General features: G+C 59.1%; 27 protein-coding genes. 18 read left to right on the top strand and 9 right to left on the bottom strand.

The window, feature by feature from the left end:
- The first annotated feature begins 78 nt into the window (after nucleotides 1-78).
- Together POR16_RS21700 and POR16_RS21695 are read left to right on the top strand one after the other, a co-directional pair.
- Nucleotides 79-501 carry a nuclear transport factor 2 family protein gene (locus POR16_RS21700; RefSeq protein ID WP_005887188.1) on the top strand — a complete coding sequence of 141 codons (423 nt, stop codon included), beginning with the start codon at nucleotides 79-81 and terminating at the stop codon, nucleotides 499-501.
- A 61-nt stretch (nucleotides 502-562) separates the two neighbouring features.
- Nucleotides 563-916 carry a hypothetical protein gene (locus POR16_RS21695; RefSeq protein WP_122350141.1) on the top strand — a complete coding sequence of 118 codons (354 nt, stop codon included), beginning with the start codon at nucleotides 563-565 and terminating at the stop codon, nucleotides 914-916.
- Nucleotides 917-965: 49 nt separating this feature from the next.
- On the opposite strand, the gene trxA is transcribed toward POR16_RS21695, so the two are convergent.
- The 3 genes from trxA to POR16_RS21680 all read right to left on the bottom strand — a co-directional run bounded on the left by trxA (nucleotide 966) and on the right by POR16_RS21680 (nucleotide 3,079).
- Nucleotides 966-1,838: a thioredoxin gene (gene trxA, locus POR16_RS21690; protein ID WP_005887193.1), complete on the bottom strand. Its 873-nt coding sequence runs from the start codon at nucleotides 1,836-1,838 to the stop codon at nucleotides 966-968.
- A 69-nt stretch (nucleotides 1,839-1,907) separates the two neighbouring features.
- Complete coding sequence (locus POR16_RS21685) at nucleotides 1,908-2,633, bottom strand: class I SAM-dependent methyltransferase (protein WP_005887195.1); 726 nt, start codon at nucleotides 2,631-2,633, stop codon at nucleotides 1,908-1,910.
- On the bottom strand, nucleotides 2,630-3,079 hold the full coding sequence (locus POR16_RS21680) for a hypothetical protein (protein WP_005887198.1): 450 nt from the start codon (nucleotides 3,077-3,079) through the stop codon (nucleotides 2,630-2,632). The genes POR16_RS21685 and POR16_RS21680 overlap by 4 nt, the downstream gene beginning before the upstream one ends.
- Before the next feature lie 176 nt (nucleotides 3,080-3,255).
- Here POR16_RS21680 and nrdR point away from each other — a divergent pair, with 176 nt between their 5' ends.
- From nrdR to POR16_RS21635, 9 genes are all read left to right on the top strand, one after another.
- Complete coding sequence (gene nrdR, locus POR16_RS21675) at nucleotides 3,256-3,720, top strand: transcriptional regulator NrdR (RefSeq protein WP_005887199.1); 465 nt, start codon at nucleotides 3,256-3,258, stop codon at nucleotides 3,718-3,720.
- Entirely contained in the window at nucleotides 3,717-4,862 is a 1,146-nt protein-coding gene (gene ribD / locus POR16_RS21670) for a bifunctional diaminohydroxyphosphoribosylaminopyrimidine deaminase/5-amino-6-(5-phosphoribosylamino)uracil reductase RibD (RefSeq protein ID WP_005887201.1), read from the top strand. The genes nrdR and ribD overlap by 4 nt, the downstream gene beginning before the upstream one ends.
- A gap of 44 nt (nucleotides 4,863-4,906) precedes the next feature.
- Nucleotides 4,907-5,569: a riboflavin synthase gene (locus POR16_RS21665; protein ID WP_005887203.1), complete on the top strand. Its 663-nt coding sequence runs from the start codon at nucleotides 4,907-4,909 to the stop codon at nucleotides 5,567-5,569.
- 16 nt (nucleotides 5,570-5,585) lie between these two features.
- Nucleotides 5,586-6,677: a bifunctional 3,4-dihydroxy-2-butanone-4-phosphate synthase/GTP cyclohydrolase II gene (ribBA, locus tag POR16_RS21660; RefSeq protein ID WP_005887205.1), complete on the top strand. Its 1,092-nt coding sequence runs from the start codon at nucleotides 5,586-5,588 to the stop codon at nucleotides 6,675-6,677.
- Between the two features lie 128 nt (nucleotides 6,678-6,805).
- Nucleotides 6,806-7,282 (top strand): 6,7-dimethyl-8-ribityllumazine synthase, encoded by a 477-nt coding sequence (gene ribH / locus POR16_RS21655; RefSeq protein ID WP_024646173.1) that lies wholly within the window; start codon nucleotides 6,806-6,808, stop codon nucleotides 7,280-7,282.
- Complete coding sequence (gene nusB, locus POR16_RS21650) at nucleotides 7,279-7,776, top strand: transcription antitermination factor NusB (protein WP_005887210.1); 498 nt, start codon at nucleotides 7,279-7,281, stop codon at nucleotides 7,774-7,776. Before ribH ends, nusB begins: the two co-directional genes overlap by 4 nt.
- Nucleotides 7,777-7,792: 16 nt before the next feature.
- Nucleotides 7,793-8,758, top strand: coding sequence for a thiamine-phosphate kinase (gene thiL, locus POR16_RS21645; protein ID WP_005887212.1), 966 nt, complete (start codon nucleotides 7,793-7,795; stop codon nucleotides 8,756-8,758).
- Between the two features lie 134 nt (nucleotides 8,759-8,892).
- Nucleotides 8,893-9,510, top strand: a complete 618-nt coding sequence (gene ribA / locus POR16_RS21640; protein WP_005887214.1) for a GTP cyclohydrolase II — start codon at nucleotides 8,893-8,895, stop codon at nucleotides 9,508-9,510.
- Entirely contained in the window at nucleotides 9,507-9,920 is a 414-nt protein-coding gene (locus POR16_RS21635) for a hypothetical protein (RefSeq protein WP_005887216.1), read from the top strand. Before ribA ends, POR16_RS21635 begins: the two co-directional genes overlap by 4 nt.
- A 32-nt stretch (nucleotides 9,921-9,952) precedes the next feature.
- Here the strand turns inward: POR16_RS21635 and dxs are convergent, their stop codons facing one another.
- From dxs to yghU, 6 genes are all read right to left on the bottom strand, one after another.
- Complete coding sequence (dxs, locus tag POR16_RS21630) at nucleotides 9,953-11,848, bottom strand: 1-deoxy-D-xylulose-5-phosphate synthase (protein WP_005887218.1); 1,896 nt, start codon at nucleotides 11,846-11,848, stop codon at nucleotides 9,953-9,955.
- A gap of 155 nt (nucleotides 11,849-12,003) precedes the next feature.
- Nucleotides 12,004-12,891 carry a polyprenyl synthetase family protein gene (locus tag POR16_RS21625; RefSeq protein WP_005887221.1) on the bottom strand — a complete coding sequence of 296 codons (888 nt, stop codon included), beginning with the start codon at nucleotides 12,889-12,891 and terminating at the stop codon, nucleotides 12,004-12,006.
- A complete protein-coding gene (locus POR16_RS21620) occupies nucleotides 12,888-13,133 on the bottom strand; it encodes an exodeoxyribonuclease VII small subunit (protein WP_005887223.1) in 246 nt (81 codons plus the stop codon). Before POR16_RS21620 ends, POR16_RS21625 begins: the two co-directional genes overlap by 4 nt.
- 102 nt (nucleotides 13,134-13,235) lie before the next feature.
- A complete protein-coding gene (gene metC / locus POR16_RS21615; RefSeq protein ID WP_005887225.1) occupies nucleotides 13,236-14,402 on the bottom strand; it encodes a cystathionine beta-lyase in 1,167 nt (388 codons plus the stop codon).
- A 65-nt stretch (nucleotides 14,403-14,467) separates the two neighbouring features.
- A complete protein-coding gene (locus tag POR16_RS21610) occupies nucleotides 14,468-15,487 on the bottom strand; it encodes a PDDEXK nuclease domain-containing protein (RefSeq protein WP_005887227.1) in 1,020 nt (339 codons plus the stop codon).
- A gap of 201 nt (nucleotides 15,488-15,688) precedes the next feature.
- A complete protein-coding gene (gene yghU, locus POR16_RS21605) occupies nucleotides 15,689-16,531 on the bottom strand; it encodes a glutathione-dependent disulfide-bond oxidoreductase (protein WP_005887229.1) in 843 nt (280 codons plus the stop codon).
- 178 nt (nucleotides 16,532-16,709) lie between these two features.
- Between yghU and POR16_RS21600 the strand changes: the two genes are divergently transcribed.
- From POR16_RS21600 to POR16_RS21570, 7 genes are all read left to right on the top strand, one after another.
- On the top strand, nucleotides 16,710-17,486 hold the full coding sequence (locus POR16_RS21600) for an ABC transporter permease (protein WP_005887232.1): 777 nt from the start codon (nucleotides 16,710-16,712) through the stop codon (nucleotides 17,484-17,486).
- Nucleotides 17,483-18,187 (top strand): ABC transporter ATP-binding protein, encoded by a 705-nt coding sequence (locus POR16_RS21595; protein WP_005887234.1) that lies wholly within the window; start codon nucleotides 17,483-17,485, stop codon nucleotides 18,185-18,187. The genes POR16_RS21600 and POR16_RS21595 overlap by 4 nt, the downstream gene beginning before the upstream one ends.
- A gap of 67 nt (nucleotides 18,188-18,254) precedes the next feature.
- Entirely contained in the window at nucleotides 18,255-19,016 is a 762-nt protein-coding gene (locus POR16_RS21590; protein ID WP_005887236.1) for a glycosyltransferase family 2 protein, read from the top strand.
- A 1-nt stretch (nucleotide 19,017) separates the two neighbouring features.
- Nucleotides 19,018-19,632, top strand: coding sequence for a PI-PLC domain-containing protein (locus POR16_RS21585; protein ID WP_005887239.1), 615 nt, complete (start codon nucleotides 19,018-19,020; stop codon nucleotides 19,630-19,632).
- Between the two features lie 7 nt (nucleotides 19,633-19,639).
- Complete coding sequence (locus tag POR16_RS21580) at nucleotides 19,640-20,278, top strand: HAD family hydrolase (RefSeq protein WP_005887241.1); 639 nt, start codon at nucleotides 19,640-19,642, stop codon at nucleotides 20,276-20,278.
- Nucleotides 20,275-21,006, top strand: a complete 732-nt coding sequence (locus POR16_RS21575) for a glycosyltransferase family 2 protein (protein WP_005887243.1) — start codon at nucleotides 20,275-20,277, stop codon at nucleotides 21,004-21,006. Before POR16_RS21580 ends, POR16_RS21575 begins: the two co-directional genes overlap by 4 nt.
- Nucleotides 21,003-21,323, top strand: a complete 321-nt coding sequence (locus tag POR16_RS21570) for a cupin domain-containing protein (protein ID WP_005887245.1) — start codon at nucleotides 21,003-21,005, stop codon at nucleotides 21,321-21,323. The genes POR16_RS21575 and POR16_RS21570 overlap by 4 nt, the downstream gene beginning before the upstream one ends.
- The last annotated feature ends 156 nt before the right edge of the window (nucleotides 21,324-21,479 follow it).

The raw sequence follows: 21,479 nt of genomic DNA, 5'->3' as shown, positions 1-21,479 counted from the left end.
GATGCGTCAGGAAGGTTTTCAGCGCCAGCCGGGCCATGTGTTCGACGTCGGTCGAGTGCGACATCAAGGAAGATACCCATGAACAAGCTCCATCCGAACAGAGAAATCCTGCGCGCGGTGTACAAGGATCTGACACGCATTACCGAATTCGCCGACGCTGACATCGTGCTGCACAAGGCTGATCAGGGCGCGGGCGGCGGTCTTTCCATTGCCATCGGTAGAGACGCGGTGCTGTCCCACGAGCTGAACCTGCTCAAGCGTACGCATCAGACGCTGTACATGGATGTTCACGAGATCGTTGCCAACGCACATTTCGGTTCGGTGGTGGGAGAGATACGCGCCCGCTGCGAGGGGCGGAAAATCATCATGCCGTTTTGCGGCCTGTGGCGGTTTCGTGATGGACGGATCGTCGAGCACTGGGAAAACGTCTACGACGTGCGGTCGCTTGGCGACTTCATGAACGGCAAGGCGCCGGCAGCCAATCAGTGGCATTACGGTTGAGAATGGGAATGTGCGTCTGCCTGTGGGAGCATGTGTGCCTGACTGTCAGCAGGTACACATCATGTTGCGTATTCGTGGAACCGTAGGCCAGTGGCCGGTGGATTTGACCCTGGAATTGGATGAAGGTGACTGGGCTCAGTTGGGCGCGCAGCTCAAGGCTGCCGCGCCTGATATATCGGTCGCGGAGGTTGAGAGCAAGCCGCTTGGTCAGGACGACACGCTATGGCAGGTCGCTCAGGAGCTGCTGCAGAAGGCCGGGCAGATGAGTGGGCCGGATTTACTGGGGCAACTGGAAGGGCTGGCCGGCAGCACGGCAGCCGGCAAGCATCTGCTGGTGCGTCTGAGGCATAACGCAAACGTGAAGGTAGAAAGCGGCGGAGATGCGCCGCTTTACAGCTGGATCGAAGCTGTTTGATCTGACGCCGTCCACACACTGGCACCCATGCGGTGCCAGTGTGTTGAGCTTAGTACAGCGCGGCGAACAGCTTGCGACGATAGGCAGTGACCAGCGGGTGATCATTGCCCAGCAGGTCGAACACTTGCAGCAGCGTCTTGTGCGGCAGGCCCTCGGCGTAGCTGCGGTTGCGAATGAACAGCTTGAGCAGGCCTTCCAGTGCAGCTTCGTACTGCTGGCGCGATAACTGCTGAATAGCCAGTTGGTGTGCGGCTTCGTCATCCTGCGGGTTTTGCGTCAGGCGGCTTTTCAGCTCGGCGGCATCTGGCAGGGTCGCAGCTTCAGCCAGAAACGTCAGCTGTGCCTTTGCACCGGCCAGTTCGGCCTTGTGTTCGTCACCCGTGACCGCATCCAGCACTGCTTTGGCTTCGCTCAGTTCGCCACGTTCGGCCAGGCAACGTGCATACAGAATCAGCGCGGCAGCGTTGGTGTTGTCCTCGCCCAGCAGCAGCTTCAGTACTGCTTCAGCCTCGGAAAAACGGCTTTCGGCGAATAAGGCCTGTGCCTGCTTGAGCGGGTCGGCAGCCGGTGGCGGCGGCATTACCACATGTTGTTCGAGAATTTTGCGAATCTCCGACTCCGGCTGCGCACCGGCAAAGCCATCCACCGGCTGACCGTCCTTGAACAGCACCACGGTCGGCAGGCTGCGAATACCGAAGCGCGCTACGACATCCGGCTCGGCATCACAATTGACCTTGGCCAGCAGCAGTTCGCCCTGATAACTCTCGGTGATCTGCTGCAGCAGCGGCATCAAGACCTTGCAGGGCGCACACCACTCGGCCCAGAAATCGACCAGCACTGGTTGATCGAATGACTTGTCGATCACCATCTGATCGAACGTAGCCGTGGTGGCGTCGAAGATGTAAGCAGTGTCCTGGCTCATTGCGCGTCTCGAAGAATCTGAATGCCGCCAACTATAAAGCCCGCAGCGCAATGCGCAAAGCGGCGTCGGCTATAGCGCGCCGAATGCAGGCTGATCCAGCGTGGTAACGCCGTTCCGGGCGCTCTGCGTCTGGTCCTGAGTGCATCGCACGGCGTGATACACACTCACGTCGCGAAACTCGTGGGGTTCTGCCAGGTCCGGCAACGTGTGTGCATGCAGTATCGCCAGGCGCTGGTAGGCAGCGTGCCTGAAGTCGCGCACGCGCGAGTCTGCCACCAGGGCCTGGCGGCCTCGAGAGAGAAACTGATCAAGCAGCGGCAGATTGGCGCGGTCGTACAGCACGTCGGCGACCAGGATCAGGTCAAAGCGATCAGCTTCGGCGAAGAAGTCAGCAGAGTAATTCAACTGCACCTGATTGAGCTCGGCATTGGCCCGACAGGCGGCAATAGCCAGTGGGTCCAGATCACACGCCACCACCTCGATTGCCCCGGCTCTGGCCGCCGCAATGGCCGCCACACCTGAACCTGCGCCGAAATCCAGTACTCGCTTGCCTGTTACCCATTGCGGGTTTTCAGCCAGAAAACGAGCCAAAGCCAGACCGCTGGCCCAGCAAAAGCTCCAGTACGGCGGATCTTCCAGGATGCGGCGCGTTTCATCCGGGCTGAACGCTCGGTCCATGTTGGCATCGTCGATCAGCCACAGTTTCAGTGCCGTGCCCGGCAGTGCCGTTACCACCAGTCGGGCGTCGCCGAGCAATTCTCCCAGCGCGTCTTGCAGATGTTGCGGGGCGATCATGGCGCCTTGACGAACTGCAGTTGGCCGAGCATTTGAGTGGTGGGCTGATCGATGCGCATCGACGGCAGGTGCAGAATGAGCTGCCCTGACTGGCTGGCTCGACCGCGCAGCTCCACTCGTCCGCCTACCGGAAAGGCCTCCGGGTTGAAGCGCAACTGGAAGGGCAGCGACTTGCCGTTGCCTTTAAGCAAGGTGTTGGTCAGCAGCTTTTGCGGACGACCGCGATCGTCGATCACCAGCATTGCCAGTTCGACCTCGGCCCCGGCCGGCACGCCCAGCAACTGACCGCTGATCTCGCGCTGATAAGGTTGCAGCGGCCCTGGGCCGGCAGGCAACTTGATCGCCGGCGCAACGGGAGGAGCGGCAACAGGTTTCGGGGCATCGTTGCTGCTGCACGCGGCGAGCAGACCAACGAGGCCTAGCAAAAACAGGGGTCGTAGCGTCATCAAAAGCTCCATAAAACAAATATCGAAAGGCTGTGCGACGCCAGAGGTGCAGTATTACCGAGCCAAGGCAATTTAACATCGCTTTAATGCGCGTCTATATACCGCAAACCCTCAGCCTTGTCTTGCCGACAGGATGCGCTAACATGGCGCTCCTCATTCTTTCGTTGCCAGCCACCATGCACTGTCCCTTCTGCGGTGCCAATGACACCAAAGTCATCGACTCCCGCCTCGTCGCCGAAGGCGAGCAAGTACGCCGCCGACGTGAATGTCTGGCTTGTGGCGAGCGCTTCACCACGTTCGAGACCGCCGAGCTGGTCTTGCCGCGCCTGATCAAGCAAGACGGCAGTCGTCAGCCTTTCGATGAAGAAAAGCTGCGCGCCGGCATGCAGCGGGCTCTTGAAAAGCGCCCCGTGAGTGTAGAGCGTCTTGAAGCGGCGCTGGCCCATATCAAGCACAAGTTGCGCGCAACCGGCGAGCGTGAAGTCAAATCCCTGGTGGTGGGCGAACTGGTCATGACCGAGCTGCAAAAGCTCGATGAAGTGGCCTATATTCGTTTCGCTTCGGTGTACCGCCGCTTTCAGGACCTCAACGAGTTTCGTGAAGAAATCGACCGTCTGGCCCGCGAGCCGGGTAAGGAATGAGTGCATTGTTGACTGAGCAGGCTGCCCTTGACGTTCATTACATGGCCCATGCGCTGGAACTGGCGCGCAAAGGCCTGTACTCCACCCACCCCAACCCGCGAGTCGGTTGCGTCATCGTGCGCGATGGCCAGATCGTCGGTGAAGGCTGGCATGCCCGCGCGGGCGAGCCTCACGCCGAAGTGCATGCCTTGCGTCAGGCTGGCGAGCTGGCAAGAGGCGCCACCGCCTACGTCACGCTGGAACCGTGCAGCCACCAGGGCCGTACGCCGCCCTGTGCCGATGCGCTGGTCGAGGCCGGGCTGTCCCGCGTCGTTGCTGCCATGCAGGACCCCAATCCCGAAGTTTCCGGTCGCGGACTGCTACGTCTGATGAACGCGGGCATCGGTGTTCAATGCGGTGTGCTGGAAAACGAAGCGCGAGCACTGAACAAAGGCTTCCTCAAGCGCATGGAAACCGGACGTCCCTATATCCGGGTCAAGCTGGCAATGAGCCTGGATGGCCGCACTGCGATGGCCAGTGGCGAAAGCCAGTGGATCACCGGCCCCGAAGCCCGTTCTGCGGTGCAGCGTCTGCGCGCGCAGTCGAGTGTCGTTCTGACGGGCGCCGACACCGTGCTGGTGGACAGCGCCAGGCTGACCGTTCGCCCTGAAGAACTGGGGCTGAGCGCAGAGTTGACCGCATTGGCTGCTGCGCGTCCTCCCTTGCGCGTATTGATCGACGGAAGGCTGCGCGTGCCACTGGACGCGCCGTTTTTTCAGGCAGGTAATGCCCTGGTTGTGACCTGCGCCGCTGCGTCGGCGCGGGGTCGCTATCAGGAAGACGGCCACGAAATGCTGGCGCTGGCCGACAGCGCGGGCCATGTGGACCTGCGCAAGTTGATGGGCGAGCTGGGCGCGCGTGGCGTCAACGAGGTGCTGGTCGAGGCTGGCCCGCGTCTGGCGGGTGCTTTTGCGCGTCTCGGGCTGGTCGACGAATTTCAGATATTCATTGCCGGGAAGTTTCTCGGCTCATCGGCCCGGCCGCTGCTGGATCTGCCACTGGCGCAGATGAGCGAAGCGCTGGAGCTGAACATCGTGGAAATGCGAGCCGTCGGCAATGACTGGCGAGTCATTGCTCTCCCAGTCTCCGTACCCGGCGTATAATTCCCGGCTTCGCCTAGCGCAGCCTTTGTTCCCCCGGAGGACCCATGTTTACCGGCATCATCGAATCCATTGGCAGCATCCGCGCCCTGACTCCGAAGGGTGGCGACGTCCGCGTTTACGTGGAAACCGGCAAGCTCGACCTGAGCGACGTCAAGCTCGGCGACAGTATTGCCGTCAACGGCGTGTGCCTGACCGCAGTGGAACTGCCCGGCGATGGCTTCTGGGCTGACGTCAGTCGCGAAACGCTTACCGTTACCGCGTTTGTCGATCTGAAAAGCGGCAGCCGGGTCAATCTGGAAAAAGCCCTGACACCGACCACGCGCCTGGGTGGCCATCTGGTCAGCGGCCATGTCGACGGCGTAGGCGAAATCGTCGCCCGTGCCGACAACGCCCGCGCCATTCAGTTTACGGTGCGTGCGCCGCGTGAACTGGCCAAATACATCGCCCATAAAGGTTCGATCACGGTCGACGGCACCAGCCTGACTGTCAATTCGGTCAATGGCGCGGAGTTCGAACTGACCATCGTGCCTCATACCTGGAGCGAAACCATCATGGCCGACTACCAGCCTGGTCGTAAGGTCAATCTGGAAGTCGACCTGCTGGCGCGCTATCTGGAGCGTCTGCTGCTGGGCGACAAGGCTGCCGAGCCGGGTCATGGCACGATCACCGAAAGCTTTCTGGCCGAGAACGGCTACCTGAAATCCTGAACCAAGGGGGTGCCGCGTGGCGCTCAACAGTATCGAAGAACTGGTCGAAGACATTCGCCAGGGCAAAATGGTCATCCTCATGGATGACGAAGACCGCGAGAACGAAGGCGACCTGATCATGGCCGCCGAGTGCGTTAGGCCTGAAGACATCAACTTCATGGCGCGCTTTGCCCGTGGCCTGATCTGCATGCCGATGACCCGCGAGCGCTGCGAAACCCTCAAGCTGCCACTGATGGCGCCGCGCAACGGTTCAGGTTTCGGCACCAAGTTCACCGTGTCCATCGAAGCCGCCGAAGGCGTGACGACCGGCATTTCCGCCGCAGACCGCGCGCGCACCGTACAGGCAGCGGCAGCCAAGGAAGCCAGAGCTGAAGACATCGTCAGCCCGGGGCATATATTTCCGTTGATGGCCCAGGCCGGTGGCACGCTTGCTCGTGCCGGCCACACTGAAGCCGCCTGCGACCTTGCACGGATGGCCGGGTTTGAGCCCACAGGCTTGATCTGTGAGGTCATGAACGACGACGGCACCATGTCGCGTCGCGCCGAACTTGAAGCATTTGCCCAGCAACACGACATCAAGATTGGCACCATCGCCGACCTGATTCACTACCGGATGATTCACGAGCGTACCGTTCAGCGGATTGCCGAACAGCCAATGGACAGTGAACTGGGCAGTTTCAACCTGGTTACTTACCGCGATTCGGTCGAGGGTGATGTGCATCTGGCACTGACTCTGGGCAAGATCTGCGCAGAAGAGCCGACCCTTGTGCGAGTCCATAACATGGACCCGCTGCGCGACCTGTTGATGGTCAGGCAACCCGGCCGCTGGAGCCTGCGCGCCGCCATGAGTGCGGTCTCCAAGGCAGGCAGCGGTGTGGTCCTGTTGCTCGGTCATCCGCTGGACGGCGATGTATTGCTGGCCAATATTCGCGAAACCGCCGGGCAACAACCGATCAAGACGCCGACCACGTACAGCACGGTCGGTGCAGGTTCGCAGATCCTTCGTGACCTCGGCGTGCGCAAAATGCGCCTGATGAGTTCGCCAATGAAGTTCAATGCGATATCCGGTTTCGATCTGGAAGTTGTAGAATACGTGCCCTCCGAATAAATACCGGCAGGCCGATGCGTGCGAAAGAAGGTTTTCGCAGGTTTTGGCCTGACAGTTGCGATTCGTGGCCTACTATCCCTCAAAGTCCGCCTCAAGGCGCGCTTGCTCTTTAATACGAGACTCACCGAATGACCTTGAAGACCATCGAAGGTACTTTCATCGCCCCCCAAGGACGCTACGCCCTGGTAGTTGGCCGTTTCAACAGCTTCGTCGTGGAAAGCCTGGTTAGCGGTGCCGTCGATGCGCTGGTACGCCACGGCGTCAGCGAAAGCGACATCACCATCATCCGCGCGCCGGGTGCCTTCGAAATTCCGCTGGTAGTGCAGAAAGTTGCTCAGCGCAGCGAGTTCTCCGCCATCGTCGCGCTGGGCGCGGTGATCCGTGGTGGTACGCCGCATTTCGAATACGTTGCAGGCGAATGCGTCAAAGGCCTGTCTCAGGTTTCCATGGAGTTCGGCATTCCGGTCGCCTTTGGCGTATTGACTGTCGATTCCATCGAACAGGCCATCGAACGCTCCGGCACCAAGGCCGGTAACAAAGGCGCTGAAGCTGCCCTGTCCGCGATTGAAATGGTCAGCCTGCTCTCGCAGTTGGAGGCCAAGTGATTTCCGACGACACCGATCAGTTCAATCCGCGCGACGCCAAATCGCCGGAAGCCGCCAAGGGCAAGAGTGCCAAGCGTCGCGAAGCGCGTCAGATGGCAACCCAGGCGCTGTATCAATGGCACATGGCTGGCCATGCACTGAACGAGATCGAAGCACAGTTTCGCGTCGACAACGACTTCAGCAACGTCGATGGCACCTACTTCCATGAGCTGCTGCATGGCGTGGCGACCAACAAGACCGAGATCGACACCGCGCTCTCGCCTTGTCTCGACCTGACCATCGAAGAGCTCGATCCGGTTGAACTGGCGGTATTGCGCCTGTCCACCTTCGAGCTGCTCAAGCGTATCGATGTGCCTTATCGCGTGGTGATCAACGAAGGCATCGAGCTGGCGAAAGTCTACGGCTCCACTGACGGCCACAAGTTCGTCAATGGCGTGCTGGACAAGCTGGCGCCGCGCCTGCGTGAAGTCGAAGTGAAGGCCCACAAGCGCTGATCCGCGCCTGACCTTCATGGGAGAGTTCGAGCTGATCCGCAACTACTTCGCTGCCGCGCCCTGTGCGCAGGCAAGTGAAGAGGTTGCCTTGGGGATTGGCGACGACTGCGCGCTGCTGGCGTTACCGCCCGGCGAGCAGTTGGCGATCTCGACCGATACCCTGGTGGCCGGGGTGCATTTTCCCGATACCTGTGACCCCTTTCTGCTCGGCCAGCGTGCGCTGGCGGTGTCTGCCAGCGATCTGGCCGCGATGGGCGCTCGTCCTGTTGCCTTCACTCTTGCCTTGACCTTGCCGCGCGTCGATGGCGAATGGCTGCAGGCGTTTGCTCGTGGCCTCAACCTGATGGCGCAAGGCTGTACGCTACGCCTGATCGGAGGAGACACCACTCGCGGTCCGTTGAGCCTGACGCTGACAGTGTTTGGCAGTGTGCCCGCCGGGCTCGCCCTGACGCGCAGCGGCGCTCGCGAGGGCGAGCTGTTGTGTGTTGGCGGCACGCTCGGTGACGGCGCAGGAGCACTGCCACTGGTGTTGAATCAGCGCAGCGCGCATGCGTCGATTTCCGATCCGTTGCTGGCTCGCTATTGGTCGCCACAGCCTCAATTGGCGCTGGGCCAGGCTTTGCGCGGCAGTGCGACGTCGGCGCTGGATATCTCCGATGGCTTGCTCGCTGACTGCGGGCATATCGCACGCGCTTCCGGTGTGCGTCTGGTGATCGAGCGTGACAGGCTGCCCTTGTCGCAGCCACTGCTGGCGCTGCTTGGTCTGTCGGGCGCGCAACAGGCTGCGCTGAGTGGCGGCGATGATTACATACTGGCATTTACTCTACCGTCCGAGCAGCTTGCCGCTTTACAGGCACAAGGCTTGCCGGTGCATGTGATCGGACGGGTGGAAGCCGGGCAGGGCGTGGTTCTGCTCGACGGCGCCGGCGCCGATATCACTCCCGATAACCTTGGCTACCAGCATTTTGGCGGCGCGCAGTGACGCGATGCCTCCAGTCTATCTATCGAACTTTATGATCTAAACCCCCGATAATTCAGCCTGAGCGTCCGCAGGAACCTGCTGTTACAATGCAAATCTTGCGAATTTCCAGTCTTCATACTGATCAGGAGCACACGGTGCCCGTCGTATTTGTCGCCGCTTCCAAACTGCCCACCCCTTTTGCAGAGTTCGCCATGCACGGCTTTATCGAGTCGGCAACCGGCCGCGAACATGTCGTCCTGAGCCTGGGCGACGTGGCGGATGGAGCCCCGGTTCTGGGCCGCGTTCACTCGGAATGCCTGACAGGTGATGCCCTGTTCAGCCAGCGTTGCGATTGCGGCTCTCAACTGGAGGCTGCACTGCGTGCCATTGCCAGCGAGGGGCGCGGGGTTTTGCTGTATCTGCGCCAGGAAGGGCGCGGTATTGGTCTGATGAACAAGATCCGCGCTTATGAATTGCAGGACGGCGGCGCCGATACGGTCGAAGCCAACGAACGTTTGGGCTTTGCCGCCGATCAGCGTGATTACGCCATTTGCCTGCCAATGCTCCAGCACCTTGGCGTGCAATCGTTGCGCCTGATGACCAATAACCCTCGTAAGGTCAAGGCGCTGACCGACATGGGCATCAACGTCGCCGAACGCGTGCCGCTGCACACCGGGCAAAACCCGCACAACCGCCTCTATCTGGCGACCAAGGCCGGCAAGCTCGGGCACATGATGGGCAATGAGCATCAAAGTGAGGTAGGCCCCGCGTGACACGCAGCGAGGTGCGTCAGAAGCTGGAGATGGCCTGGTGGCGACAACTGGGCCTGACCCTGGCGCCGTTACTGGTGATTTGTCTGTTTTTCGGCTCAAGCGAAGCGCTTGTTCCGGTGCTGGCGGTGCCGCTGTTCATCGCTGGAATAGGCTCGATGTTCGTCAGCCTGAAACCGTTCGGTTCATACAAACGCGCATTGGCTGCTACTCAAGCTGCGATCGACACCCCGGAAGAACCGGCAGCCTGGATCAGGCTTGCGGCGGTTCGACGTCTAGCCTTCCTGGCAGCCGGCCTGCCCGCCTGGATCGCGGCCATCGCGGTACTGTTCGGGCTGCACCCGCTACCGGTCTGCCTGCTGGCCTTTTCCAGCGTGGTGCTGCTTTATTTGTATCGGCTTCCTACAGCCTGATAAGCCAAGGAGCGGAGGGTGTCCGCTCTCCATCAGCCGATTAACGCCAATCGCTCGTTGATCGCCGCTTCTATCCCTTCAGCATTCAGCCCGCACTCGGCCAGCATCTGCGCTGGCTTGGCATGCTCGACATAAACGTCCGGCAGGCCCAAATGCAGCACTGATTTGAGGATGTTGACGCGGGCTAGGAATTCGCTGACCGCTGCACCGGCACCGCCCATCACTGCGTTTTCTTCCAGCGTGACCAGCAGTTCGTGACTGGCTGCAGTTTCGCGTACCAGTGCCTCGTCCAGCGGTTTGACGAAGCGCATGTCGATGACCGTGGCGTCGAGTTTCTCGGCAACGACCATTGCGTCGCTCAGTTGCACACCAAACACCAGTATCGCGACGCCCTGACCTTGTCGACGCACAACGCCTTTGCCAATTTCGACCGGCTTCAGGCTGGCCTCAATCTCCGCGTTGGGCCCCGTACCGCGCGGGTAGCGCACTGCCGCAGGTCCGGTATGCAGATAGCCGGTGCTGAGCAATTTGCGCAGTTCGTTCTCGTCGCTCGGGGTCATCACCACGATGCCGGGGATGCAGCGCAAGTAGGAAAGATCGAAGCTGCCCGCGTGCGTCGGACCGTCTTCGCCGACCAGTCCGGCACGGTCGATGGCGAACAGCACGTCGAGGTTCTGCACCGCGACGTCATGCACCAATTGGTCATAGCCACGCTGCAGGAATGTTGAGTAGATCGCCACCACCGGCTTGCTGCCTTCGCAGGCCATGCCCGCCGCCAGCGTCACAGCGTGCTGCTCGGCAATGGCGACATCAAAATAACGCTCGGGGAAACGCTCGCTGAACTCCACCAGGTCCGAACCTTCCTTCATTGCTGGCGTAATGCCTACCAGGCGCGAGTCGGCCTCGGCCATGTCGCATATCCACTGGCCGAACACACCCGAGTACTTCGGTGCACTGACTTTTTTCTGGATGCTGACCGGCGCATTCAACGGTTCGAGTTTGGTGATCGCGTGATAGCCGATCGGATCAACTTCCGCCGGTGCGAAGCCTTTGCCTTTCTTGGTCACAACGTGCAGAAATTGCGGGCCTTTGAGATCGCGCATATTACGCAGCGTGGCAATCAGGGTCGGCAGGTCATGGCCGTCGATAGGGCCGATGTAGTTCCAGCCCAGCTCTTCGAAAAGCGTGCCCGGAACCAGCATGCCCTTGGCGTACTCTTCGGTTCGGCGCGCTATTTCCCAGGCACCCGGCAGACGCGAAAGCACTTTCTTGCTGCCTTCGCGCATGCTCGTGTAGGTGCGGCTGGAGAGAATCTTGGCCAGATAATTCGACAGCCCGCCGACATTGCGCGAGATCGACATGTCGTTGTCGTTGAGGATCACCAGCATGTTCGCTGCCACTTCCGGCGCATGGTTCAACGCTTCGAAAGCCATGCCGGCGGTCAGTGCGCCATCGCCGATCACTGCAATGGATTTGCGCTCACTGCCTTGCAGACGCGAGGCAATGGCCATGCCCAACGCGGCACTGATGGAGGTGCTGGAGTGGCCGACACCAAATGTGTCGTACTCGCTTTCGCTGCGACGCGGGAAGGCTGCAACTCCGTCTTTCTGGCGCAGGGTGGACATGCGCGCGCGGCGGCCGGTCAGAATTTTGTGCGGATACGCTTGATGGCCCACGTCCCACACCAGACGGTCGTCCGGCGTGTCGAAGACGTAATGCAGCGCAATGGTCAGCTCGATGACCCCAAGACCGGCACCAAAATGCCCTCCGGTCTGGCCGACGGAGTACAGCAACTCCAGGCGCAGTTCATCGGCCAGGGTTTCCAGCTCGGCTTCGCCCAGTCGGCGCAAACCGTCCGGGGTGTCTGCTTGATCGAGCAACGGAGTAACCGGGCGCTCGCGGGGGATCTCTTTGAACGTCGTGGGCATCAGGCGAATCGTTATAAGTAAAAGAGGTGGCAGTTTACCTTATGCATCGCGCGCTGCCCATGAAGTGAGTCGGCGGATAGTCCGTCGATTGATACGCTTGAAGATTCAGACCGGATGAACCGTGGTTGATTCATCGGTTTTCAGGTGGATTGTGATCAGTGTCGGCGTTCGACGATATAACGGGCCAGATCGCGCAACGGCTCTGCGGCCGGACCGAACGGGTTCAATGCGTCGAGCGCCATGTCACGCAATTCCAAGGCATAGCTTTTGGCTGCGTCCAGGCCCAACAGCGCAGGGTAGGTGGGTTTGTCGCGGGCAATGTCGGCGCCTTGGCGTTTGCCGAGCGTCGCGGTATCGCTTTCGACGTCGAGAATGTCGTCCTGAACCTGAAAGGCCAACCCGACCGCCCGTGCATACACCTGCAGCGAGTCAAGCCGGGGCTGATCCGCCTGACCGCTGGCCAGAGCTCCGAGCCGTACACTGGCTTCGATCAATGCGCCGGTCTTGTGGCGATGCATGTATTCCAGCGCAGCCTGATCCAGCTTCAGCCCCACCGAACCCAGATCGATCGCCTGTCCGCCGACCATACCGGCCGGCCCGGCTGCTGCTGCCAGCGTGCTGACCATCTGCAGTCGAGTCTCGGCGTCACGTGAGGTCAGGTGGGGGGCGAGCAGAGCAGTAAAAGCGAGGCTTTGCAGACCATCGCCAGCAAGAATCGCACAGGCTTCATCGAATGCCTTGTGCGTGGTGGGCTGGCCGCGGCGCAGATCGTCATCGTCCATCGCTGGCAGGTCATCGTGTACCAGTGAATAAGCATGGATCAGCTCGACTGCGCAGGCCGCACCGTCAGCATCCCTGGCCTCGCCGCCCAGTGCTTCGCATGCCGCGTAGGCCAGCAATGGGCGCACTCGTTTGCCGCCATTCATCACGCTGTAGCGCATGGCATCGTAGAGGCGCGCCAGTTCCGGGCCTGGCGCTTGAAACAGGCTTTCCAGAGCAGCGTTCACACGGGTCTGGCTCAGTGCCTGGTAGCTCGCGATCATTCAGGCAGTTCCGCATTGTCGAAGGGCTCTTCGGTCAATTCGCCATCGCGCTCCAAGAGTACCTGAACCTTCTGTTCAGCCTGCGTAAGGGCGCTCTGACACTCGCGGGTGAGGCGCACGCCTTGCTCAAAGGCGGTCAGAGAATCTTCCAGCGACAGTTCGCCATTCTCCAGGCGCTCTACCAGCGCTTGAAGATCAGCGAGGGACTGTTCGAAATCCAGTGCAGCTTTCTTGCGGGCCATGAGGGCATTTCCGGTAGAGACTAAACCGCGCGACACTAGCAGAGCGATGGCCTCGGGGCAAATGGCGGCGATGGGCGTCCGCCTTTGCTGCGAGCAAAAGGTCTACCCCGCTGCGAAACCGTTCTGCAGGTCGGCGATCAGATCTTCCGGGCTTTCCAGACCTACCTGCAGGCGCAGCATAGGACCGGCACCGCGATCAGGTCCGTGCTGTTCGACCTCGGTAATCAGGCTTTCAAAGCCGCCCCAGGAGTAGCCGATTCCAAACAGCTTCAATGCGCTGACAAAGCGGTCCGTAACCTGGCGATCGGCGGACTTGAACTCGAAGCTGAGCAAGCCGTTGCAGCCGTGGAAATCACGTTTCCAGATGGCATGACCCGGATCATCCGCCAGCGCAGGGTACAGAACCCGGGCAACCTGAGGCTGAAGCTGCAGCCATTGGGCGATCTGCAGTGCATGGCGTTCATGCATGGCCATGCGCGCAGCCAGGCTGCGCGCTCCGCGGAGTACGAGATAGGCGTCGTCCGGGCTGACGGTGTTGCCCACAGCGGTGCTCATCGCCTTCAGGGTTTTCCAGTGCGCCTCGGTGGTGCTTACACTGCCCATCATGACGTCCGAATGCCCGGCCACGTATTTGGTGAGGGCCATCAGGGAAATATCTGCACCCAGCTCAAGCGGTTTGAACAACACGCCCGACCCCCACGAGTTATCCACAGCCAGCAGCAGGTTTTTCGATCTGCACAGCTGCGAAAGCGCGGGCAGGTCGCACATGTCGAAGGTCAGCGAACCCGGGACCTCGGCGTAGATCATGCGTGTATTGGCTTTGATCATGGACGCTACGTTGCTGCCGTCGGCGGCATAGAAGTCGAACTGAATGTCGAAAGCCGTCAGCATCGTGTTCGCCAGCCGCCGCACCGGACCGTAGACCGATTCGGTGATCAGCACGTGATCGCCAGGTCGCAGAAACGCTTGAAACATTTGCGCTACCGCTGCGAGCCCGGTGGGGTACAGGCAAGTGCCGTGAGCGCCTTCAAGCTCGGAAATCAGGTCCTGCAAAGCAAACGCGGTCGGGTTGCCATTGGCGCCGTAGGTCAGCGAACGTTCCGGGCCTGCCGTGCGAACCTCGGCTTCCCGCAGGCTCTCCAGGCTGTCGAACAGCACCGTACTGAGGCGAACCACTGGTGGATTGACCGCACGCCCCGGACCGCTGCTGGCGCTTCGGCCACGTTGCGACAGAGCGGTGTGGGCGCGAGGGTCTTTGCTGTGCGGCATCTAAGGCTCCGTGAGGTGAAGTTGTCGTCCGCACAAGCGTAATGCATCCATGCAGTTGTCAGGTATTACTGATCGTCCTTCGCGACGTCCAGGGCGTAGAACTCGTGAAGTTTGGCCTGCAACAACTGTCGGTCCGGTAATCGAGTCTGGTATTCGGCAATCAACGCAGGTGACAACGAGCGATTCAGAGCGTACTCGACCACCTCATCGTTTTTGCTGGCACACAGCAAGACGCCAATGGCGGGGCTTTCATGGGGTTTGCGCTCGGTCTGGTCCAGTGCTTCCAGATAGAAGTTCAGCTTGCCCAGGTATTCCGGTTCAAAGCATCCCACTTTGAGTTCGATGGCAACCAGGCAGTTGAGGCCCCGATGAAAGAACAGCAGGTCGAGTGCGAAATCCCGTCCGCCCACCTGCACTGGGTACTCGGAGCCGACAAAGCAGAAGTCGCGGCCCAGCTCGATCAGAAACCCCTTCAGGCGTTGCAGCAAACCGCGATGCAGGTCCGCTTCGGCGTGTCCTGCAGGTAGCTCCAGAAACTCCACCAGGTAGGCATCACGGAATACATCCATAGCCGCCGGTCGGGTCTCCTTGAGCATGGCCGAGGCTTTGGCTGGCTGGGTGACACTGCGCTCGAACAAGGCGGTTTTGAACTGGCGCTCCAAGTCGCGGCTGGACCATTTTTCCCTGATTGCCATTTGCAGATAGAACTCACGCTTTTCGGGGCGTCTGCTTTGAGTGAATATGATCAGATGGTGGGTCCACGGCAATTGTGTCAGCACTGCTGACACTTTCTCATTGTCACGGTAAACCTCGAAGAATTGGCGCATACGGAACAGATTTCGGCGGGTAAACCCGCGCAATCCCGGCTGGGTGGTAGCCAGATGTGCGGCGAGCTGGCTGACTACAGCATCACCCCATTCGGCGTTTTCAATCTTGCGGCTGATGTAGGCGCCGACTTGCCAGTAAAGCTCGATCAGGCGCGTATTGACAGCTTGTGCTGCCTGCTGCCGGGCGCCTTGAATCATGGCGAGCACTTCATCAAAACGATCGGTTGACGGTGCCTGCGGAACGTCGGAAGTACTCATGCTGCAAGTACTCCACAACGTATCGAATTGGCAACCAGTTGCGAGAGAAGAGTCGAGCGGGTGGTTCCATGATCCATGTGAGCGCGTCCTTGGGGGGCAGTAAGGCCGGCTACTTTACGTGCAGATCACTCCCCTCGGGCCCAGCATTTTCGCTGGTTTTGTCACATCAGGTTTCTCTTCGTGCCGGCCTTGACTTGCGCTTTATTTTTCCAGGTCGGATGCGTCATGCCGTTCTGTAACCTGATCCGATTCCTCTCCCCATGTGCGATTGACCTTTTGCCCTTTCACCACTGCCGGGCGTGCTGCGATCTCTTCTGTCCAGCGGATCAGGTTCGGGTATTCGTGTACCGACAGGAACTCGGCAGCCGAATAGACTTTGTTCCGCACCAGCGCGCCATACCAGGGCCATACGGCGATGTCGGCAATGGTGTAGGTGTCGCCAGCCAGATAGCGATGCTCCGCAAGGCGACGGTCCAGTACATCGAGTTGCCGCTTGGCCTCCATCGCAAAACGGTTGATGGGGTACTCGAGCTTCTCGGGGGCATACGCGTAAAAATGCCCGAACCCGCCGCCCAGGTAGGGTGCCGCGCCCATTTGCCAGAACAGCCAGTTCAGCGTTTCAGTGCGCCCTGCATGGTCTGCAGGCAGGAAGCTGGAAAACTTCTCTGCCAGATACAGCAGGATCGAGCCGGACTCGAATACCTGTACAGGCGTTTCATGGCTTCGGTCCACTAATGCCGGGATCTTGGAGTTAGGGTTGATCCCTACAAACCCACTGGAAAACTGATCTCCCTCGGAGATGCGGATCAGCCAGGCATCGTACTCCGCGCCGCTGTGCCCCAACGCCAGCAATTCCTCCAGCATGATCGTGACCTTCACGCCATTGGGCGTTGCCAGCGAGTACAGCTGCAGCGGGTGCTTGCCGACGGGCAGTTCCTTGTCGTGGGTGGGACCTGCGACGGGCCGATTGATGCTGGCAAACGCGCCCCCCGACGAAGTATCTGGTCGCCAGACCTTGGGCGGCGTGTAAGAAGTACTGGTCATGGAAAGCCTCGCTTGTTCGATGATGATCGCTGGCGGATGCCTTTTATTGATTCGGGAGTTTGTGGAATGTTCCTACGATAATCAAGGCGGCGTCCTATAGCTGGCGTTCATCGAAAGAGAGGAACATGTGCCTGCAGCACAAAGTTGCAAGGTTCTCTCTCAACAGCTAGGCACTCGTATGTCGTCACTTCGTAGCGCAGGCATCATCAAATGGCGTGATCTCGTCATCAATCTTGTCTCCAAAGAAATCAAGATCCGCTACATGGGCGCGACGTTAGGGTTTGTATGGTCGTTGGGTAACCCGCTGGTCGTCACCCTCACGTACTACACCGTATTCACTTATATCCTGCCAAGCAGCCAGGATCGTTTTGCGCTTCATCTGGTGACAGGCGTCGTTCACTGGATGCTGCTGGCGCAAATCGTTTCGCAGGGCGGCGAATGGCTTATCAATAATGGCAATCTCATTCGGAAGTTACGCTTTCCGCGCCTGTTGCTGCCTGTCTCCGGGGCGATCACGATCCTGGTGTTCTGGAGTGGGTGCCTGATCATCTATGCGTCATTGTTTATTGCCCTTGGCGGTGTGCCTACACAGGCGTTGCTGTTCTATCCGGTCGTGCTGCTTTCGTTCATTTCTCTGGTCATGGGCATCGGTCTGGCGCTGAGCATTATTCAAATAACTGTCAGGGACGCCAGGCACTTCATCGACGTGTTTTTACCCCTCCTGTTCTGGTTGACGCCAATTGTGTGGGTCACCTCTTCATTGCCTGAAGGTATTGCCCGTATTGCGGCTTATAACCCGTTCGCCCTGTACTTCAACAGCTTCAGCAGCATTCTGCATGCCGGAGTTGTCCCGGACACCCGCGATCTGGTGCTTTGTGTGCTGTTGGGTGCTGCATCACTTGGAGCAGGGCTATGCCTGTTCCGAAAAGTGGATCGTATGGTGGAGTACCTATGAGCAACGTCGTCATCAAGGCGGAACATCTCTCCAAGCAGTTTGTTCTTCGCCACAACAGGGGCGGTCTGAAGAAGAAGTTTCTGGGGCTGTTTGATGCCCGGCACCGCGAGCGTGTCGAAGACTTCACCGCCGTCGATGACGTGTCGTTTACTTTGTGCAAAGGGGAGTCGCTGGCGCTTGTAGGGCATAACGGGTCTGGTAAAAGCACGCTGTTGCAACTGGTGTCACGCATCCTGTTGCCTACCAGCGGACGCCTGACCACTGTGGGCCGTGTAGCGCCGTTGATAGAGATTGGAGTGGGCTTTCACCCTGAGCTGACTGGCGAGGAAAATATTTACCTGAATGCCAGCCTGTTCGGATTGAGCAATAAGGAAATACGTAGTCGCTTCAATGAAATCGTTGATTTTTCCGGCCTGGGAGATTTCATCGATACACCGGTAAAAAACTACTCGTCGGGCATGTACATGCGACTGGGGTTCTCGGTAGCGGTCCACGTCGAGCCACAGACGTTGCTGGCTGACGAGGTGCTTGCAGTCGGCGACGAAACGTTCAAGCGCAAGTGCCACGAGCGAATCCGGAGCATGCAGGAGGACGGCATGGCCTTGATTCTTGTTACTCACGCGGTAGACGAGGGCAGAGAATTTTGCCAGCGATATATGACCCTCGAGCGTGGCCGGATGATTGGGCAGGGCTGTTATTAATGCCGTTGCCCATGCAGTTGAAAGTTGCCTCCCTGCGTATCTGAACGACTATTCATAAGGTATTTCCATGTTGCAAATAATCGTTCCGATGGCCGGGGCCGGGAGCCGCTTTGCCGTCGCCGGGTTCCCGGAACCAAAGCCGCTGATCCCGGTGCATGGCGTACCGATGATCAAGGTCGTGATCGACAACCTGATGCCGGACTGTCCACACAAATTCATCTTCATCTGCCAGTCGGAACATGTCGCGAGGTATGGGCTGAAAGAGAAGTTGAGTGCCTGGGCACCCGGTTGCGATATCGTCGAATTGGATGGCGTAACCGGGGGCGCAGCATGTTCCGTCTATGCTGCAAGGCACCTGATCAACCCTGACCAGCGCGTCATGATTGCCAATAGCGATCAGTACGTCGACGTGGACATCAATGCCTATCTGCAGGCAATGGACGAGACTGATGCAGCGGGCCTGATCATGACCATGAAAGCCAATGACCCGAAGTGGTCATTTGTCGGCATCGACGCAGAAGGTCTGGTCAATCGTGTGGTCGAGAAGCAAGTCATTTCCGATGAGGCCACTGTCGGCATCTACAACTTTCGCAACGGAGCCCAGCTGATATCCGCCATCGAGGCGATGGTCATGAAAGACCTTCGCGTAAATGGTGAGTTTTACATCGCACCGGCCTACAACGAGATCATCGCTCAAGGCGCCAGGGTCATCCATTACAGCATCGGCTCAGAAGGACACGGCATGCATGGCATGGGCATTCCTGCAGATCTGAACCTGTTTTTGTCGTTACCGCTCAGCCAGCTTGCAGCTTCAGGCAGTGGAGGCTGACATGCAGATCATCAGTCATCGCGGCTACTGGCTGCACAAGCCCGAGCGTAATTTGCCGCAGGCATTTCACCGCTCCTTCGATCTTGGCTTCGGCACTGAAACCGATGTTCGTGACGTCGCCGGTCAACTGGTCATTTCCCATGACATGCCGGTGGGCGGCGAGCTGACGCTTGATGGCTTGCTTGACATCATGGCCGGTCGCGACCTGCCGCTGGCTATCAATATCAAGGCCGACGGCATGGCGCAGGCCATCAAGAATACCTTTGCACGTCATGGGCATACCCGATGGTTTGCCTTCGACATGGCCATTCCCGACATGCGTACTTATCTGCAGGAAGGGATGGTTACCTACACGCGTCTCAGCGAAGTCGAGCCTTCGCCGGTCTGGATCGACAAGGTCTCGGGTGTCTGGCTGGACGGGTTTGAAAGCGAATGGTTCTCCAATCAGGTCATTGCCGATCTTCTGGCCTTGGGTAAGCACGTGTGTGTGGTATCGCCGGAACTGCACGGACGCGACTGTGACCCGTTATGGACGCGATTGCTCGACTTCAGGTCGCAGACGCGTCTTACGCTCTGTACCGACACTCCCACAGATGCGGCCAGTTTTTTCAAGTGAGGCAGTCATGATCAAGGCGGTGATATTCGATATGGACGGTGTCCTGATCGAGGCCAAGGAATGGCATTACGATGCACTGAACAAAGCACTCGGCCTGTTCGGCTACAACATCAGCCGCCACGAACACCTGACGGCTTATGACGGTCTGCCCACCTCCAGAAAACTCGATATGTTGAGCGTCGAGCGTGACCTGCCAGTGGCCTTGCACGGGTTTATCAACGAGATGAAACAGCAATACACCCTTGAAATCGTCTATGCCCGGTGCAAGCCTACCTTCGTTCATCAGTATGCGCTGTCATCCCTGAAAACACGGGGCTACAAGCTGGCCGTGGCGTCAAATTCCATTCGCAACACCGTCGATGTGATGATGGACAGGGCGGACCTCAGCCGCTACCTGGACCTGCAACTTTCCAATGAGGATGTGAAGCACGCCAAGCCAGCGCCGGACATCTACGTCAAAGCCATTCGGCAGTTGGGTTTGCAGCCAGAGGAATGTCTGATCATTGAAGACAACGAGAACGGCATCAAGGCTGCCCGGGCTTCCGGCGCGCATGTTCTGGTCGTGGCGGAAACCTGTGACGTGAACCTCGGCAACATCCTTGGCACGCTGGAAACAATAAATGTCGGCGAGGTAGCCAGCCTGTGAGTACGCTCAACATCATTCTTCTCTCGGGCAATACGGGGTATGCCCGACGCGATGACGGTGAGTACCCAGAATACCTTCGTGAGTGCAATGGCAAACCTTTGATCCACTCGCTGATCGACAACTGTGCAGCGCTGGCACCCGCGAGACTGATCTGCACGTTTTCAAACGACGATGTCGTCAGGCTGCACCTGCGTAACATGATTCAGCAAATGCACACGTCTGCCAGTGTCCTGCCGGTTCACAACCTCACCCAAGGTGCGGCCTGTACCGCTCTTCTGGCGAGTGAGCAAATCGACAACGATGACGAACTGCTGATTCTGAGCGTGAGTGATTTTCTGGATACAGACCTGCAAGCGGTCGTGCGCTGGTTTCGTGAACGAGGTGATGATGCCGGCATCGTCATCTTCAACTCCTTGCACCCTCGTTATTCGTTCGCGCGTCTGGATGGTGACAACCGGGTTATCGAAGCTGCCGAGAAAAACCCGATCAGCCCTAATGCCATCGCCGGCATGTACTGGTTCAGGTCCGGCTCGCTGTTTGTCGCGGCGGCCAAGGAAATGATCCGCAAGGACGCTCGGGTCAACGGCAACTTCTACATTGCCCCGGTACTTAACGAGCTGGTGCTTTTGCAGAAGATAATCGGTGCTTTTCGTGTTGAGCCCAACCAGTATCGCCCCCTGAAAACCCAGCGCCAGCTGCATGCGTTCGAAGCAGGGGACGCACGATGAAAACAGCGAAGCTGGAAGAGATGATCAAAGGCTGGTTCGTGGGGGGGTTCCAGCCCGCAGCGTTCAGCACCAACGCCTGTGAAGTCGGGGTCAAAAGCTACCAGGCTGGCGATAACGAAGCAGCCCATTATCACAAGGTCGCAACGGAGATTACTCTGGTGCTCTCCGGGACAGTTCGCATGCGTGATCAGGTCTGGCAGGCGGGTGACATCATTGTTCTTGAACCAGGCGACGTCACTGCGTTTGAAGCGCTTTCCGATACGACAACAGTGGTTGTGAAGGTGCCAGGTGCGCTTGATGACAAGTACGTTGTCTGACCCATGAAAACCACCTTGCTTCAGTATCACTGCCGTCCTGGCTGCACCCCGGCAACCTTCCTGCGCAGCTGCTGCTAACCCTTTAGTGGTCGAGCATCATCTCGTTCCGCAAGCATCCGGCCCGCAAGCCGGAGCTACTCAAGAGCCCTCAACGCG

The sequence above is a fragment of the Pseudomonas coronafaciens pv. oryzae str. 1_6 genome (genome assembly GCF_000156995.2).
Classification (GTDB): Bacteria; Pseudomonadota; Gammaproteobacteria; order Pseudomonadales; family Pseudomonadaceae; genus Aquipseudomonas; species Aquipseudomonas tremae.
This window is presented reverse-complemented; position numbering and strand designations above follow the sequence as displayed.

Bases quoted from the DNA above. Each gene is read 5' to 3' on its own strand.
- POR16_RS21700 (WP_005887188.1), top strand. From the start codon at position 79: ATGAACAAGCTCCATCCGAACAGAGAAATCCTGCGCGCGGTGTACAAG.
- POR16_RS21695 (WP_122350141.1), top strand. From the start codon at position 563: ATGTTGCGTATTCGTGGAACCGTAGGCCAGTGGCCGGTGGATTTGACC.
- trxA (WP_005887193.1), bottom strand. From the start codon at position 1,838: ATGAGCCAGGACACTGCTTACATCTTCGACGCCACCACGGCTACGTTC.
- POR16_RS21685 (WP_005887195.1), bottom strand. From the start codon at position 2,633: ATGATCGCCCCGCAACATCTGCAAGACGCGCTGGGAGAATTGCTCGGC.
- POR16_RS21680 (WP_005887198.1), bottom strand. From the start codon at position 3,079: ATGACGCTACGACCCCTGTTTTTGCTAGGCCTCGTTGGTCTGCTCGCC.
- nrdR (WP_005887199.1), top strand. From the start codon at position 3,256: ATGCACTGTCCCTTCTGCGGTGCCAATGACACCAAAGTCATCGACTCC.
- ribD (WP_005887201.1), top strand. From the start codon at position 3,717: ATGAGTGCATTGTTGACTGAGCAGGCTGCCCTTGACGTTCATTACATG.
- POR16_RS21665 (WP_005887203.1), top strand. From the start codon at position 4,907: ATGTTTACCGGCATCATCGAATCCATTGGCAGCATCCGCGCCCTGACT.
- ribH (WP_024646173.1), top strand. From the start codon at position 6,806: ATGACCTTGAAGACCATCGAAGGTACTTTCATCGCCCCCCAAGGACGC.
- thiL (WP_005887212.1), top strand. From the start codon at position 7,793: ATGGGAGAGTTCGAGCTGATCCGCAACTACTTCGCTGCCGCGCCCTGT.
- dxs (WP_005887218.1), bottom strand. From the start codon at position 11,848: ATGCCCACGACGTTCAAAGAGATCCCCCGCGAGCGCCCGGTTACTCCG.
- POR16_RS21625 (WP_005887221.1), bottom strand. From the start codon at position 12,891: ATGATCGCGAGCTACCAGGCACTGAGCCAGACCCGTGTGAACGCTGCT.
- POR16_RS21620 (WP_005887223.1), bottom strand. From the start codon at position 13,133: ATGGCCCGCAAGAAAGCTGCACTGGATTTCGAACAGTCCCTCGCTGAT.
- metC (WP_005887225.1), bottom strand. From the start codon at position 14,402: ATGCCGCACAGCAAAGACCCTCGCGCCCACACCGCTCTGTCGCAACGT.
- POR16_RS21610 (WP_005887227.1), bottom strand. From the start codon at position 15,487: ATGAGTACTTCCGACGTTCCGCAGGCACCGTCAACCGATCGTTTTGAT.
- yghU (WP_005887229.1), bottom strand. From the start codon at position 16,531: ATGACCAGTACTTCTTACACGCCGCCCAAGGTCTGGCGACCAGATACT.
- POR16_RS21600 (WP_005887232.1), top strand. From the start codon at position 16,710: ATGTCGTCACTTCGTAGCGCAGGCATCATCAAATGGCGTGATCTCGTC.
- POR16_RS21595 (WP_005887234.1), top strand. From the start codon at position 17,483: ATGAGCAACGTCGTCATCAAGGCGGAACATCTCTCCAAGCAGTTTGTT.
- POR16_RS21590 (WP_005887236.1), top strand. From the start codon at position 18,255: ATGTTGCAAATAATCGTTCCGATGGCCGGGGCCGGGAGCCGCTTTGCC.
- POR16_RS21585 (WP_005887239.1), top strand. From the start codon at position 19,018: ATGCAGATCATCAGTCATCGCGGCTACTGGCTGCACAAGCCCGAGCGT.
- POR16_RS21580 (WP_005887241.1), top strand. From the start codon at position 19,640: ATGATCAAGGCGGTGATATTCGATATGGACGGTGTCCTGATCGAGGCC.
- POR16_RS21570 (WP_005887245.1), top strand. From the start codon at position 21,003: ATGAAAACAGCGAAGCTGGAAGAGATGATCAAAGGCTGGTTCGTGGGG.